The sequence below is a fragment of the Streptomyces sp. NBC_00461 genome, assembly GCF_036013935.1.
Taxonomy (GTDB): Bacteria; Actinomycetota; Actinomycetes; order Streptomycetales; family Streptomycetaceae; genus Streptomyces.
In genome coordinates, this window is record NZ_CP107902.1 from 6,883,893 (window position 1) to 6,898,699 (window position 14,807).

The 14,807-nt window shown below is 70.3% G+C and carries 10 protein-coding genes; 7 read left to right on the top strand and 3 right to left on the bottom strand.

What is annotated here, in order from left to right:
• Positions 1–50: 50 nt before the first annotated feature.
• Complete coding sequence (locus OG870_RS32235; protein ID WP_266521940.1) at positions 51–1,049, bottom strand: aldo/keto reductase; 999 nt, start codon at positions 1,047–1,049, stop codon at positions 51–53.
• A gap of 72 nt (positions 1,050–1,121) precedes the next feature.
• On the opposite strand from OG870_RS32235, the gene OG870_RS32240 reads away from it, so the two are divergent.
• The 6 genes from OG870_RS32240 to serA all read left to right on the top strand — a co-directional run bounded on the left by OG870_RS32240 (position 1,122) and on the right by serA (position 11,140).
• Positions 1,122–2,072, top strand: coding sequence for a 2-hydroxyacid dehydrogenase (locus OG870_RS32240; protein WP_266521942.1), 951 nt, complete (start codon positions 1,122–1,124; stop codon positions 2,070–2,072).
• 452 nt (positions 2,073–2,524) lie between these two features.
• Positions 2,525–5,536 (top strand): EAL domain-containing protein, encoded by a 3,012-nt coding sequence (locus OG870_RS32245; protein WP_266590141.1) that lies wholly within the window; start codon positions 2,525–2,527, stop codon positions 5,534–5,536.
• A 236-nt stretch (positions 5,537–5,772) separates the two neighbouring features.
• Positions 5,773–7,638 (top strand): acetolactate synthase large subunit, encoded by a 1,866-nt coding sequence (locus tag OG870_RS32250; protein ID WP_327692340.1) that lies wholly within the window; start codon positions 5,773–5,775, stop codon positions 7,636–7,638.
• Between the two features lie 20 nt (positions 7,639–7,658).
• Entirely contained in the window at positions 7,659–8,183 is a 525-nt protein-coding gene (ilvN, locus tag OG870_RS32255) for an acetolactate synthase small subunit (RefSeq protein ID WP_266521946.1), read from the top strand.
• Positions 8,184–8,300: 117 nt separating this feature from the next.
• Entirely contained in the window at positions 8,301–9,299 is a 999-nt protein-coding gene (gene ilvC / locus OG870_RS32260; RefSeq protein WP_266521948.1) for a ketol-acid reductoisomerase, read from the top strand.
• A gap of 251 nt (positions 9,300–9,550) precedes the next feature.
• The gene (gene serA, locus OG870_RS32265; RefSeq protein ID WP_266521951.1) at positions 9,551–11,140 is read left to right on the top strand and encodes a phosphoglycerate dehydrogenase; all 1,590 of its coding nucleotides are present in this window, start codon (positions 9,551–9,553) and stop codon (positions 11,138–11,140) included.
• 148 nt (positions 11,141–11,288) lie between these two features.
• On the opposite strand, the gene OG870_RS32270 is transcribed toward serA, so the two are convergent.
• Positions 11,289–12,806, bottom strand: coding sequence for an MFS transporter (locus tag OG870_RS32270; RefSeq protein WP_327691768.1), 1,518 nt, complete (start codon positions 12,804–12,806; stop codon positions 11,289–11,291).
• 97 nt (positions 12,807–12,903) lie between these two features.
• Between OG870_RS32270 and OG870_RS32275 the strand changes: the two genes are divergently transcribed.
• A complete protein-coding gene (locus OG870_RS32275) occupies positions 12,904–13,506 on the top strand; it encodes a TetR/AcrR family transcriptional regulator (protein ID WP_266521955.1) in 603 nt (200 codons plus the stop codon).
• Between the two features lie 90 nt (positions 13,507–13,596).
• Here the strand turns inward: OG870_RS32275 and OG870_RS32280 are convergent, their stop codons facing one another.
• Complete coding sequence (locus tag OG870_RS32280) at positions 13,597–14,778, bottom strand: MFS transporter (protein WP_327691769.1); 1,182 nt, start codon at positions 14,776–14,778, stop codon at positions 13,597–13,599.
• Between the last annotated feature and the right edge of the window lie 29 nt (positions 14,779–14,807).

Consider the following 14,807-nt stretch of genomic DNA (forward strand, 5'->3'; position numbering starts at 1 on the left):
CGGTCGGGATCTCCGCGCTCCCGGCTGCTCCGGGGATGTGGCTGCGGCTGTCAGTCCCAGGATCCTCGTGCGGCCGGCAGCTCCGCGATCTCGGTGAGGTCCCGGGGTGTCAGGCTCAGCGCCGTGGATGCCGCGTTCTCGGTCGCCCAGCGTTCCTGTTTGGTGCCCGGGACCGGGATCACGTGCCGCCCCTGCGTGAGTACCCAGGCCAGGGCCACCTGGGCGGGCGTGACCTCGTCGCCGTGGCGGGCCGCGACGCGGCGCAGGCCCGCCACGATCGGCTGGTTCGCGGCCATCATCTCCGCGGTGAAACGGGGGTGGCGGGCGCGGACGTCGTCCGGTTCGAATCCCTCACCGGGTGTGAGCGTGCCGGTCAGGAAGCCGTTGCCGAGCGGCATCGCGGCCAGGAAGCCGACGCCGCGCGCCTCGCACCACGGCAGCAGCGACTCCAGCGCCTCCGGCGACCACACCGACAACTCGGCCTCCACCGCGCTCACCGGGAACACCTGCTGCACCCGCTGCAGCTGCCTGATCGTCGCGTCGTGCAGCCGGCCGCCGGACCTGCGGCCGCCCCGCGCACCGACCGCGCACAGCCCCAACGCCCTTACCTTGCCCGCCCGGACGAGCTCCGCCATCGCACCCCACGTCTCCTCGACGGGCACCTCGGGGTCCTCCCGATGCAGCTGGTAGAGGTCGATGACGTCCGTCTGCAGGCGCCGCAGCGACGCGTCGCAGGCGCGCTTCACATATCCGGGGCGGCCATTGGCCACGATGTGCTGCTCACCCACCAGCAGCCCCACCTTCGTCGACACGAAGGCGTCCTCGCGCCGCTCCTTCAACACACGCCCCACCAGCAGCTCATTGGTGAAGGGGCCGTACATGTCGGCCGTGTCCAGGAGCGTCGAGCCCGCGTCCAGCGCGCGCTGCACGGCCCGGACCGACTCGTCGCCCCGCTGCCGCGACCCGCTGTACGCCCAGCTCATCGGCATGCACCCAAGGCCGACGGCCCCCACCTCGAGTGCCCCCGCGCCGATCGTCCTGCGCTCCACCTGCTCGTGCCCCCCTCTCCAGGCCCCCCAACCTAACCTCTCACTCCCACGGGCCTGACATAGCCTCCTGACATGACTCCTGACGTGTGGCTTCCCCTCCCGCCGGACACCATCGAGGGGCTTCCCGAGGGCCCCAACTACCACTTCTGGAACGGCGCCGACGAGTTCCCCGCCGACCCGGCCGACTGCGCCTACTACGTCGTTCCCTACATGAAGCCCAGTGAGGTGGCCGTACGCCCCCTCCCCGAGTTGAGCGGTGTGCAGGTCGTGCAGACGCTGTCGGCCGGCATCGACAACCTCGTACCGGGCCTGAAGCACCTGCGTCCCGGCGTGCAGGTGTGCAACGCGCGCGGGGTGCACGAGGCGAGCACCGCCGAGCTGGCGCTCACCCTGATCCTCTCCTCGCTGCGCGGCGTCCCCGACTTCGTGCGCGCCCAGGACAGGGGGGAGTGGCTCGGCGGGTTCCGGCCCGCGCTGGCCGACCGGAACGTCCTCATCGTGGGATACGGATCGATCGGATCCGCGATCGAGGACCGGCTCACTCCGTTCGAGGTCGCGCGGGTGGCGCGCGTCGCGCGCTCTGAGCGCACCACGGCGCGCGGCCCGGTGCATCCGCTCACCGACCTGCCCGCCCTGCTCCCCGAGGCGGACGTCGTCGTCCTCGTCACGCCCCTCAACGAGTCCACGCGCGGCCTGGCCGGCGCCGAATTCCTCGCGCGCATGAAGGACGGCGCGCTCCTCGTGAACGTCTCCCGCGGCCCCGTGGTCGACACCAAGGCCCTGCTCGCGGAAGTGGAGACCGGCCGTATCACGGCCGCCCTCGACGTCACCGACCCCGAACCGCTGCCGCCTGAACACCCCCTGTGGCGCGCGCCCGGCGTTCTCATCAGCCCCCACGTCGGTGGGCCCACGTCCGCGTTCCTGCCCCGCGCCAAGCGGCTGCTCGTGGACCAGTTGACCCGATTCGTGAACCGGGAGCCGCTGCGCAACGTGATCCTTACGACAGGCGCAACAGGCGCGTGACCCCGACGACTTGAGCGCCCCGCACATGGCCCGCGCGTGACCCGCGCGAAGGGCGCAACAGGCGCGTAATCCGTTTCCGGTACGCTCCGCAACCTTGCGGACGCGGTCCGTGCTCGCATTCCCGCTGGTCGTCACGGAGCGTAGAGGAACTATGTCCCTGAGTGACGAGACTGGTGTATCGTCCGAGCAGGGGCTGCGCCGCGCATCTACGGCGCCGGGGATGGACATTTCAGACTGCGAGGGGGGCGACGGACGATGCACGGCCCATGGACGAGCGATCCGACGCGACGGGGCCGCCGAAGGCGACCATGGCGTACAGCCGCGTGCAGACGCGGTCACCACGGCGATCACGGCTGCCGTCACTGCCATCACCACCGCAGTCTCAGCAGCCTCCGTAGGCATGCGCACCCAGTGCACCGGGACCCGGGAGCGACGCGGACCTGGAGGGCCCGGTGAGCTCGCCCCCGCCTCCCACGACCACCCTCGACGGAGCGCTGCGGGCACAGCCCTCGTCAGGGGCGCATCGGCCCCGTCCGCCGGTCGTCGGCGGTCGGCCCTGTCTGGTCCACCAACTCGTCCTGGCTCTGGTCTGCGCGGGATACGCCGTCGGTTCCGCGGTCGACTGGGGTTCGGACCGTGTCGCGCTGATCATGGGTGACTTCGGGCTCAGCGCCGCCGCGGCCACCGCCGCCGTGTCGCTCTTCCTCTACGCGCGCAGCCGCCGTATCCGCTTCCGGCCCGCCTGGCTGCTGTTCGCCCTCTCCTCGGCGATGGCCGCCCTCGGTAACGCGGTCTGGGGGTGGTACGAGGTCGTGCTGGGGGAGCCGGTGCCCACCCCCAGCTATGCCGACCTCTTCTTCCTGTGCTTCGCGCCGCCCGCGATCGTGGGGCTCCTGGTGCTCGCCAAAAGGCCGGTCACCAAGGCCGGCTGGGTCTGCCTCGCGCTGGACGCCTGGCTGATCGGCGGCTCGCTGCTCACGCTGTCGTGGAGCCTCGCGCTCGCCCAGGCGGCCAAGTTCGACGGGCCGAGCGTCGCGCACACCGCGCTGTCGCTCGCGTATCCGCTGCTGGACATCGCCCTGGTCAGCATGGTGCTCGCGCTGCACTTCAGGCGCTCGGCGGTGAACCGCACCGCGGTCAACACCGCCATCGGCGCGCTGGCACTCACCGTGATGTGCGACGCCTTGTTCACCTCACCGCTGCTCCACAACAGCTACCACTCGGGCCAACTGCTCGACGCGGGCTGGTTCGCCGGCTCCCTGCTCCTCGCGTACGCGCCCTGGGCCGCGCGCCCGAGCGGACAGGCGGATGCCGACGGCCGCGAGTCCGACGGGTATACGCGCGTGGTGCACGAACACCTGCCGGGCCAGCGGGGCGGCGCCCACCAGCACCACCCAGCCCCCCAGGGAGGTGATCACAGTCGGTATCCGGCCGCCCGGCCCATCGCCGGCTCCCTGGCCGCCCTCACGCCCTACCTCGCCGCCGCCGTCTGCACGCTGGGGATCCTCTACAACGTCCTCAACGGCCGCAGCGTCGACCGTGTGGTGCTCCTGACCGGCGGCACGGTCGTGCTCGCCCTCGTGGTGCGCCAGGGCATCATGCTGCTCGACAACATCACCCTCACCCAGGAACTGGCGCAGAAGGAGAACCACTTCCGCTCCCTCGTGCTGGGCTCCAGCGACGTCATCATGATCGCCGCACCCAACGGCATCCTCCGGTACGTCTCCCCGGCCGCGGCCGGGGTCTACGGACGCTCCGCGGAGGACCTGGTGGGAACAGAACTGGCCAATCTCATCCACCCGGAGGACCTGGGCTGCGTGGTGCACGAGGCGCGCCGCTTCCTCGCCGCCAGCCCGCTGGAGGAATCCACTACGCGCATCGAGTGCCGCTTCCGGTCCGGCGACGGCGGCTGGCTGAACGTCGAGTCGACCGTCAACCGCCACCACGGCGGCCTCATCTTCAACAGCCGTGACGTGACCGAGAGGGTGCGCCTCCAGGCACAGTTGCAGCACAACGCCGAGCACGACCCGCTCACCGACCTGCCCAACCGCGCCCTGTTCACCCAGCGCGTCCAGCAGGCCCTGTCGGGGCGCCGCTCCACGGACCGGGGCGCCGCGCTGTGCCAGACGGCGGTCCTCTTCATCGACCTCGACGGTTTCAAGGCCGTCAACGACACGATCGGGCACCAGGCCGGGGACGAACTGCTCGTCCAGGCCGCCCGCAGACTCCAGGAAGCGGTCCGGCACGGGGACACCGCCTCCCGGCTCGGCGGCGACGAGTTCGCGGCCCTGATCGTGGGGGACGGCACCCGTGACCGCTCCGCGCGCGAACGTCACATCATGGAGCTCGCCGACCGCCTCAGGCTCACGCTCTCGCAGCCGTATCTCATCGACGGGAACGATGTCCGGGTGGCCGCGTCCATCGGTGTCGCCTTCGCCGAACCCGGCCTCGGCGCAGGCGAGTTGCTGCGCAACGCCGACCTCGCCATGTACCGCGCCAAGGCGGGCGGCAAGGGCCGCGTCGAGCTGTACGCCCCCCAGATGCAGCAGGACGTCGTGCGGAAGGCGGAGCTCGCCACGCGCCTGCGTGCCGCGCTGCACGACGGCGAGTTCTCGCTGCTGCACCAGCCCGTCGTCTGCCTGGAGGACGGCCGGATCACCTCGGTCGAGGCGCAGGCGCGCTGGCGGTCCTCGCAGGGGGTGCTGTTCACCCCGGCCGAGTTCCTGCGCGTCGCGGAGGACAGCGACCGGACCGCCGAGCTGGGCCGCTGGATGCTTGAGGAGGCCGTGGAGCAGGCCGCCGAGCGCACCGCTACGGGGCTCGCCGTGCCCGTGGCCGTCCGGGTCGGCGCCCGCCGGCTGCTGGACCGGTCGATGCCGCTCGGCTCGATCGAGGCCCTGCTGACCCGGCACGGTCTGCCGTCCGGATCGCTGGTGATCGAACTGTCCGACACCGACCCCCGGGTCTCCCTGGACGAGCTGGAGCGGAGGCTGGGCGCCCTGCGGCGGCTCGGCGTCCGGATCGCCCTGGACGGTTTCGGCAGCGGCTTCGCGGCGATCACAGCACTGCGCAGACTCCCCGTCGACGTGCTGAAACTCGACCGCAGCCTGGTCGAGGGCGTCGTCGAGTCCGCGCGGCTGCACAAGATCACCAGTGGGCTGCTCCGGATCGCCGGCGACCTCGGGCTGCAGTCCGTGGCCGACGGTGTGGACCTGCCCGAGCAGGTGGTCGCGCTGCGCGCGATGGGCTGCACCCACGGGCAGGGCATGGCGTTCTCCGGTCCGCTGGACGAGTACCGGCTCCGCCGGGCGCTCGCTTCCGGCCATTATCCGGTGCCGCACGGGCCGATCGAGCCGGCGTTCGCGGGCGGCGGCGCGGGGGTGTACACAGGGAGTGTGCCGGCCGTTCTGGGAGGCGGAAGTGGTCTGCGCTCACATAATGAGACTCCCGTCCCACCTACTTGACACATGGTGCGTGCCGGGGGGAGGGTCTGTGCCATGCGCACCCGAATTCTCGTACTTGGAAAGCGCGTCGGCTGAGCTGGTGATGTCCGGACGGAACCGGAACTCCCAGCGACCACACCCGGCGCGCTCCCCTCGCTTGCCTTATGGCACGAGGGGTTTTTTGTTGCACAGGCACCAGTCGTGCAGCGCTTGAACACCGCAGAAACCTCGCAAAAACCCTCAGCATCGAGAAGAGACTGACGATGACCGAGCAGGCCACCGGGGCCCATCCGCAGCCGCGGCCCCGATCCGGAGGACAGCAGTCCGCACCCGAGCACGTCACGGGTGCGAAGTCCCTCATCCGCTCTCTCGAGGAGGTCGGGGCCGACACCGTATTCGGCATTCCCGGCGGTGCGATCCTTCCCGCGTACGACCCGATGATGGACTCCACCCGGGTGCGCCACGTCCTGGTCCGCCACGAGCAGGGTGCCGGCCACGCGGCCACGGGCTACGCGCAGGCCACCGGCAAGGTCGGCGTCTGCATGGCGACCTCCGGCCCCGGTGCCACCAACCTGGTGACGCCGATCGCGGACGCGCACATGGACTCGGTGCCGCTCGTGGCGATCACCGGCCAGGTCGCCTCCAAGGCGATCGGCACGGACGCCTTCCAGGAGGCGGACATCGTCGGCATCACCATGCCGATCACCAAGCACAACTTCCTGGTCACCAAGGCCGAGGACATCCCGCGGGTGATCGCGCAGGCCTTCCACATCGCCTCCACCGGCCGCCCGGGCCCCGTCCTGGTCGACATCGCGAAGGACGCGCTGCAGGCGCAGACGACCTTCTCCTGGCCGCCGGTCATGGACCTGCCCGGCTACCGCCCGGTGACCAAGCCGCACGCCAAGCAGATCCGCGAGGCCGCCAAGCTGATCACCGCAGCCAAGCGGCCCGTCCTCTACGTCGGCGGCGGTGTCATCAAGGCACACGCCACCGCCGAGCTCAGGGTCCTCGCCGAGCTCACCGGAGCGCCCGTCACCACCACCCTGATGGCGCTCGGCGCATTCCCCGACAGCCACCCGCTGCACGTGGGAATGCCGGGCATGCACGGTGCGGTCGCCGCCGTCACCGCGCTGCAGAAGGCCGACCTGATCGTCGCCCTCGGAGCCCGCTTCGACGACCGCGTCACCGGCAAGCTGGACAGCTTCGCCCCGTACGCCAAGATCGTCCACGCCGACATCGACCCGGCCGAGATCGGCAAGAACCGCGCCGCGGACGTGCCGATCGTCGGGGACGCCCGCGAGGTGCTGGCCGACCTGATCCAGGCCGTCCAGAAGGAGCACAGCGAGGGCAACCAGGGCGAGGCCGCCAGGTCCAGGTATGCGGACTGGTGGAAGGACCTGTCCCGCTGGCGCGACACCTACCCGCTCGGCTACGACCAGCCCGAGGACGGCTCCCTGTCCCCGCAGCACGTCATCGAGCGCATCGGCCAACTCGCCCCGGAGGGCACGATCTTCGCGGCGGGCGTCGGCCAGCACCAGATGTGGGCCGCGCACTTCGTCCAGTACGAGAAGCCCGCGACCTGGCTGAACTCCGGCGGCGCCGGAACGATGGGCTACGCGGTCCCGGCCGCGATGGGCGCCAAGGCCGGCGCGCCGGACCAGACGGTCTGGGCGATCGACGGCGACGGCTGCTTCCAGATGACCAACCAGGAACTCACCACCTGCGCCCTGAACAACATCCCGATCAAGGTCGCCATCATCAACAACGGCGCCCTCGGGATGGTCCGCCAGTGGCAGACCCTCTTCTACAACCAGCGGTACTCCAACACCGTGCTCCACAGCGGCCCGAACGACGTCAACCCCGACGCCCGCGGCACCCGCGTCCCCGACTTCGTGAAGCTGTCGGAGGCCATGGGCTGCTACGCGATCCGCTGCGAGTCCCCGGAGGACCTCGACAAGGTCATCGAAGAGGCGAACTCCATCAACGACCGCCCGGTCGTCGTCGACTTCGTCGTCCACGAGGACGCCATGGTGTGGCCGATGGTCGCCGCAGGCACCTCGAACGACGAGGTCATGTTCGCCCGGGACGTCCGCCCCGACTTCGGCGACAACGAAGACGACTGAGCGAGAGAGACGAAAGAGAAATGTCCAAGCACACGCTCTCCGTCCTGGTGGAGAACACCCCGGGCATCCTGGCCCGGATCGCTGCCCTGTTCTCCCGCCGCGGCTTCAACATCGACTCGCTCGCGGTCGGCGTCACCGAGCACCCCGACATCTCCCGCATCACCATCGTCGTGGGCGTGGAGGAACTGCCGCTGGAGCAGGTGACCAAGCAGCTCAACAAGCTGGTCAACGTGCTGAAGATCGTCGAGCTGGAGCCGGGGCAGGCCGTTCAGCGCGAACTCGTTCTGGTGAAGGTGCGCGCCGACAACGAGACGCGCTCCCAGATCGTCGAGATCGTCCAGCTGTTCCGCGCCAAGACCGTCGACGTCTCCCCGGAGGCCGTCACGATCGAGGCCACCGGCAGCAGTGAGAAGCTGTCGGCCATGCTCAAGATGCTCGAACCGTACGGCATCAAGGAACTGGTGCAGTCCGGCACGATCGCGATCGGCCGCGGCGCCCGCTCGATCACGGACCGCTCGCTGCGCGCGCTCGACCGGTCGGCATAACGGCGGAATCGGGCGGCCGGGTGACTCGGCCGCCCGTATACCGAGACCCCGAAACTTCCCTTCCGCCCGCCGTCATACGGTGGGACGCAACACCTGCACACAAGGAGAGAACCCAAAGTGGCCGAGCTGTTCTACGACGCCGACGCCGACCTGTCCATCATCCAGGGCCGCAAGGTCGCGGTCATCGGTTACGGCAGCCAGGGCCACGCCCACGCGCTGTCGCTCCGTGACTCGGGTGTCGACGTCCGTGTCGGTCTGCACGAGGGCTCCAAGTCCAAGGCCAAGGCCGAGGAGCAGGGCCTGCGCGTGGTCACGCCGTCGGAGGCCGCCGCCGAGGCCGACGTCATCATGATCCTGGTGCCGGACCCGATCCAGGCCCAGGTCTACGAGGAGTCCATCAAGGACAACCTCAAGGACGGCGACGCGCTGTTCTTCGGCCACGGCCTGAACATCCGCTTCGACTTCATCAAGCCCCCGGCGAACGTCGACGTCTGCATGGTCGCCCCCAAGGGCCCGGGCCACCTCGTCCGCCGCCAGTACGAGGAGGGCCGCGGCGTTCCCTGCATCGTGGCCGTCGAGCAGGACGCGACCGGCAACGGCTTCGCGCTCGCGCTGTCGTACGCCAAGGGCATCGGCGGCACCCGTGCCGGCGTCATCAAGACGACCTTCACCGAGGAGACCGAGACCGACCTGTTCGGTGAGCAGGCCGTTCTCTGCGGTGGTACCGCCGCGCTGGTCAAGGCGGGCTTCGAGACGCTGACCGAGGCCGGCTACCAGCCGGAGATCGCGTACTTCGAGTGCCTGCACGAGCTGAAGCTGATCGTCGACCTCATGTACGAGGGCGGCCTGGAGAAGATGCGCTGGTCGATCTCCGAGACCGCGGAGTGGGGCGACTACGTCACCGGCCCGCGCATCATCACGGACGCCACCAAGGCCGAGATGAAGAAGGTCCTCGCCGAGATCCAGGACGGCACCTTCGCCCGTGAGTGGATGGCCGAGTACCACGGCGGTCTGAAGAAGTACAACGAGTACAAGACGGCCGACTCCGAGCACCTGCTGGAGACCACCGGCAAGCAGCTGCGCAAGCTCATGTCGTGGGTGGACGAGGAGGCGTGACCTCCGCGTCCCGTGTCGGCGCCCTCTGCTGGGGGCGCCGTCACGGGGCCTCGCCCCGGACCCGTACACAATGGAGTTTCACGTCCGGGTGATCCTTCCGCGGAGGCGCAGGACGGCCTCCCCCGCGCCACTACACTGGCGCACAACATACGCGTCAGGCCCACAGCGTCGTGCGTCTTCCACGCGGCCAGTACCCTCCACCGCCTGCGGCCGTCGGGACGGCCGTCCGCATTGGACTTGTGAGGACTCACGTGAGCTCGAAACCCGTCGTACTCATCGCTGAAGAACTGTCGCCCGCGACCGTGGACGCACTCGGCCCGGACTTCGAGATCCGGCACTGCAACGGAGCGGACCGAGCCGAACTGCTCCCGGCCATCGCCGACGTCGACGCGATCCTGATCCGCTCCGCGACCAAGGTCGACGCCGAGGCCGTCGCCGCCGCGAAGAAACTGAAGGTCGTCGCACGAGCCGGCGTCGGCCTGGACAACGTCGACGTCTCCGCCGCCACCAAGGCCGGCGTGATGGTCGTCAACGCCCCCACCTCGAACATCGTGACGGCCGCCGAGCTGGCGTGCGGTCTCCTCGTCGCCACCGCCCGCCACATCCCGCAGGCCAACGCCGCGCTGAAGAACGGCGAGTGGAAGCGCAGCAAGTACACGGGTGTGGAGCTGGCCGAGAAGACCCTGGGTGTCGTGGGTCTCGGCCGCATCGGCGCGCTGGTCGCCCAGCGCATGTCCGGCTTCGGGATGAAGGTCGTCGCCTACGACCCCTACATCCAGCCCGCGCGGGCCGCGCAGATGGGCGTCAAGGTGCTGTCGCTGGACGAGCTGCTGGAGGTCTCCGACTTCATCACCGTCCACCTGCCCAAGACGCCCGAGACCGTCGGCCTCATCGGCGACGAGGCGCTGCGCAAGGTCAAGCCGAGCGTGCGGATCGTCAACGCCGCGCGCGGCGGGATCGTCGACGAGGAGGCGCTGTACTCGGCGCTGAAGGAGGGACGCGTCGCGGGCGCCGGTCTCGACGTGTATGCGAAGGAGCCCTGCACGGACTCCCCGCTCTTCGAGTTCGACCAGGTCGTCGCCACCCCGCACCTCGGTGCCTCCACCGACGAGGCGCAGGAGAAGGCCGGTATCGCCGTCGCCCGCTCGGTGCGGCTCGCCCTCGCCGGTGAGCTCGTGCCCGACGCGGTGAACGTCCAGGGCGGGGTCATCGCCGAGGACGTCAAGCCGGGCCTGCCGCTCGCCGAGCGCCTCGGCCGCATCTTCACCGCGCTCGCCGGCGAGGTCGCGGTCCGCCTCGACGTCGAGGTGTACGGCGAGATCACCCAGCACGACGTGAAGGTGCTGGAGCTCAGCGCCCTCAAGGGTGTCTTCGAGGACGTCGTCGACGAGACGGTCTCGTACGTGAACGCCCCGCTGTTCGCCCAGGAGCGCGGCGTGGAGGTGCGGCTGACGACCAGCTCGGAGTCCGCCGACCACCGCAACGTCGTCACCGTGCGCGGCACGCTCACGGACGGCGAGGAGGTGTCGGTCTCCGGCACGCTGGCCGGCCCGAAGCACCTGCAGAAGATCGTGGCCGTCGGCGAGTACGACGTCGACCTCGCTCTCGCCGACCACATGGTGGTGCTGCGGTACGAGGACCGTCCCGGTGTCGTCGGCACGGTGGGTCGGATCTTCGGTGAGGCCGGGATCAACATCGCCGGTATGCAGGTCGCTCGTGCGGCGGCGGGTGGGGAGGCGTTGGCCGTCCTGACCGTCGATGACACGGTGGCTCCCGGCGTGCTGGCCGAGGTCGCCGAGGAGATCGGGGCGACGTTCGCCCGCTCGGTGAACCTGGTCTGAGGTTGCTGTTGGCTCTGGGGGCTCTGCCTCCAGACCCCCGTTCGCCCTGAACGGGCTCGTCCTCAAACGCCGGACGGGCTGAGCGGGCTGATTACTGAAACGCCGGCCGGGCTGAGAAATCCAGCCCGGCCGGCGTTCGTATGTCCTCTTACTTGTCGTCGACGCGGATCCCCTTCAGCGCCCTCGCCGCCAGCGCCGCCGCGCCGATCAGGAGCACTGTTCCCGCGATCGCCGCCCCCTGCATCCCACTGGTGAATGCTTCGCGGGCCGCCGTTGCCAGGGCGTCTCCCGTGCGCCCGGGGAGCTGACCCGCGACTGCCAGCGCGCCGCCGAGGGTCTCGTGGGCCGCGGCCGGGGCCGAGGCCGGGATGTCGTTGCGGTAGACCGCCGTGCCGATGGAGCCGAGCACCGCCATCCCCAGTGCGCCGCCGAACTCCGCGCCGGTCTCCATCAGGGCGGATGCCGAGCCCGCCCGCTCCACCGGGGCGCTGCTCATCGCGAGGTCCATGATCTGCGAGATGACCATGACGATGCCGGAGGCGAGGACGCCGCACGCGGTCAGCACCAGCCACAGCGAGTCCGTGTCGGCGAGGGCCAGCAGCGCGTAGCCGCAGGCGCCGATGGCGAAGCCGGCGGTGACCACGTAGGCGCGGTTGACGCCCCTCTGGACCAGGGTGGTCGCCAGCGGGGCCGCCATGCCGATCGGCACCGAGGGGAGCAGCGCCCACAGGGCAGCCTCCATCGCGCTCTTGTCGAGCACCGACTGCAGGTACTGCGTGGTGAAGAACGCCGGGCCCAGCATTCCGAACGAGGCGACGAGGTTCAGGGCGACCGAGGGGGCGAAACCGCGGTTGCGGAACAGGGCCGGGTCGATCATCGGTGAGGCCGCGGTGCGCTGGCGGTGGACGAAGAGCGCTGCGAAGAGCAGGCCGACGGTGATCGAGACGACGTACTGCGCGTGCCAGCCCTCGGACGTGATCTCCTTCAGGCCGTAGATGACGGGGAGTACGGCGGCCATCGACAGCGGGACGCTCAGCCAGTCGAAGCGGCCGGGGGCGGGGTCGCGCGACTCCGGCAGCAGGACCGGGCCGAGGACCAGCAGCAGTGCCATCGCGGGCAGGTTGACCAGGAAGACCGAGCCCCACCAGAAGTACTGGACCAGGACACCGCTCATCACCGAGCCGAGGGCGATGCCGGCGGTCATCACGCCGGACCACATGCCGATCGCCTTCGCGCGCTGCCCTGGGTCGGTGAACATCGTGCGGATCAGCGCCATCGTCGACGGCATCAGGGTCGCGCCGCCGATGCCGAGCACCGCGCGGGCCGCGATGAGGGTCTCGGCGCTGTTCGCGTAGGCCGCGATCAGGGAGGCGGTGCCGAAGGCCGCGGCGCCGATCAGGAGGAGCTTGCGGCGGCCTATGCGGTCGCCCAGGGAACCCATCGTCATCAGCAGGCCGGCCAGGACGAAGGCGTAGATGTCGAAGATCCACAGCTGCTGGGTGCCGCTCGGCTCCAGGTCCGCGCTGATCGCGGGGATGGCGAAGTAGAGGACCGAGACGTCCATCGAGACCAGCAGCAGCGGGAGCATCAGCACGCCCAGTGCGGTCCATTCGCGGCGGCCGGCGAGAGAGCCGGCCGGGGTGGTGGTGCACGTCGAGTTCGTCATGCCAGGAACTGTACGAGCGTCTTAAACGGTTGTCTAGAACGAATGTATAAGTCATCTGTCTAGGACGGTTGTATGGATCGGAGGTAGGGTTGCGGGCATGGGACATCGTGAGGATCTGCTCGAAGGCGCCAAGCGCTGCCTGCTGGGGAAGGGGTTCGTGCGCACGACCGCGCGCGACATCGTCAAGGAGTCGGGGACGAACCTGGCGTCGATCGGCTACCACTACGGGTCGAAGGACGCGCTGCTGGTGAAGGCGTACGTCTCGTTGATCGAGGGCCTCGGTGAGACATTCGACCCCGGCTGGGGTGCCGGCGACGTGACGACGCCCGCCGGGTCACTGGAACGGTTCCAGGAGGTGTGGGCGAACATCATCCGCTCGCTGCCCGAGTCCCGTTCCGTCTGGATGCTGAGCCTGGAGATCATCGTCAACGGCGACCGCCTGCAGGAGGTGCGCAAGCTGCTCGCCGAGGCGCAGGAGCAGGGCCGGTCGGGGATCGTGCCCATGTTCAACGGCATCCCCGAGGACCAGCTCGACAAGGAGACCGTCGACACGGAGGGCCGTTTCTACCAGACCCTCCTCAACGGCCTCATGGTCCAGTGGCTCTTCGACCCGGACTCGGCGACCGGCGCCGAGCAGCTCACCGAGGGGTTGCGGCGGGTGCTCGCGGGCGTCGAGCTCGCGGACGTCGAGAAGGGCTGATACGCCCGTCCCGCATCTTGTCGGGGAGTTCGGTTCGGCTACGCGGGCGATCGCGGCGTGATGGCAGTCGCTGCAGTCGCTTCAGTCGTTTCAGTGACCCGGGTGGCGGAGGTCGCGCAGGGCCGGTGCCAGGGCGCCCAGCATCAGTACCGCCGTCACCGCGAAGGCCCAGGGGTAGCCGGTCAGCCCCGCGAGGACGCCGAATCCTGCGGCGCCGACGCCCATTCCGCCGTCGTAGGCGAGGTTCCACAGGGCGCTGACCGTGCCGTAGGAGGAGGCGGAGACCCGTGCGTACATCAGCGTCAGCGTGGCGTTCTGGGCGATGCCGAAACCGGCCCCGAACAGGGCGGTTCCCGCTACGACGGTAAGCGCGCTGCCGGTCGCGGCGGTGACCGGCACGCCCGCCGCGGACAGCAGCAGCGCGGGGAGGACGAGCCGGGCGCTGCCGTGCCGGTCGCCGTACCGCCCGGCCACCCAGCGGGACACGGTCGCGGCGGCCGTCTGCGCGAACAAGGCCACGGTGACCACTCCCGCCGACGCCGAAGGCACCGCCAGCGGCAGGAAGGTGACCAGGATGCCCGCGGCCGTCGCGGTGGCGGCGAACACGACGACGGGCCGCAGCAGGGCGCCCGTGCGCAGTCCGCGGATCACGCCCACCGACTCCTCCGACGGCCGCGCCTGACGGTCCGGCAGTCCGAGCACCGAGACGATCGCGGCCAGCGCCGCCACGCCCGCGGCCACGGCGACGGGCCCGTACCCCACCTGCCCGACCAGCCACAGCCCCAGAGGCAGGGCGATCAGCGACGGAACCCCGGACACCACGCCCACCACCGCCAGGCCCTCGCCCCGCCGCTCGGCCGGGATTAGCGACGCGGTCAGGGCGCCGCCCGCGACGATCGTGAGCGCGAAGCCCAGGCCGCGCACCAGGCACACCGCCACGATCCACGCCATGCTCCCGGAGACCGTCAGCACCATCGCCGGGGCGCCGAGCAGGAACAGCCCGGCCATCAGGGTCGCCCGGTATCCGTGACGCGCGACGAGCCGGGGAGTGATCAGTTCGCCGAGGACCGTGGAGAGCATCAGGGAGCCGGTGGCGAGGCCCGCCGCGCCCCCGCCGCCCGCCTCGGCCGCGTAGGCCGGCACCACCGACAGCAGCAGGAAGAAGCTGACGCTCGCGCCGATCATGCTCACGAAGCGGAGCAGCAGAGGACGGGTCAGCAGGGGCTGAACCGGAAGGGTCGTCTCGGGCGGGCACGCGGCCGAAGTGGTCATACCGTTGACGTTAGGGATCGACCGGCTCC

Bases quoted from the DNA above. Each gene is read 5' to 3' on its own strand.
- OG870_RS32275 (WP_266521955.1), top strand. From the start codon at position 12,904: ATGGGACATCGTGAGGATCTGCTCGAAGGCGCCAAGCGCTGCCTGCTG.
- OG870_RS32280 (WP_327691769.1), bottom strand. From the start codon at position 14,778: ATGACCACTTCGGCCGCGTGCCCGCCCGAGACGACCCTTCCGGTTCAG.
- OG870_RS32240 (WP_266521942.1), top strand. From the start codon at position 1,122: ATGACTCCTGACGTGTGGCTTCCCCTCCCGCCGGACACCATCGAGGGG.
- ilvN (WP_266521946.1), top strand. From the start codon at position 7,659: ATGTCCAAGCACACGCTCTCCGTCCTGGTGGAGAACACCCCGGGCATC.
- OG870_RS32270 (WP_327691768.1), bottom strand. From the start codon at position 12,806: ATGACGAACTCGACGTGCACCACCACCCCGGCCGGCTCTCTCGCCGGC.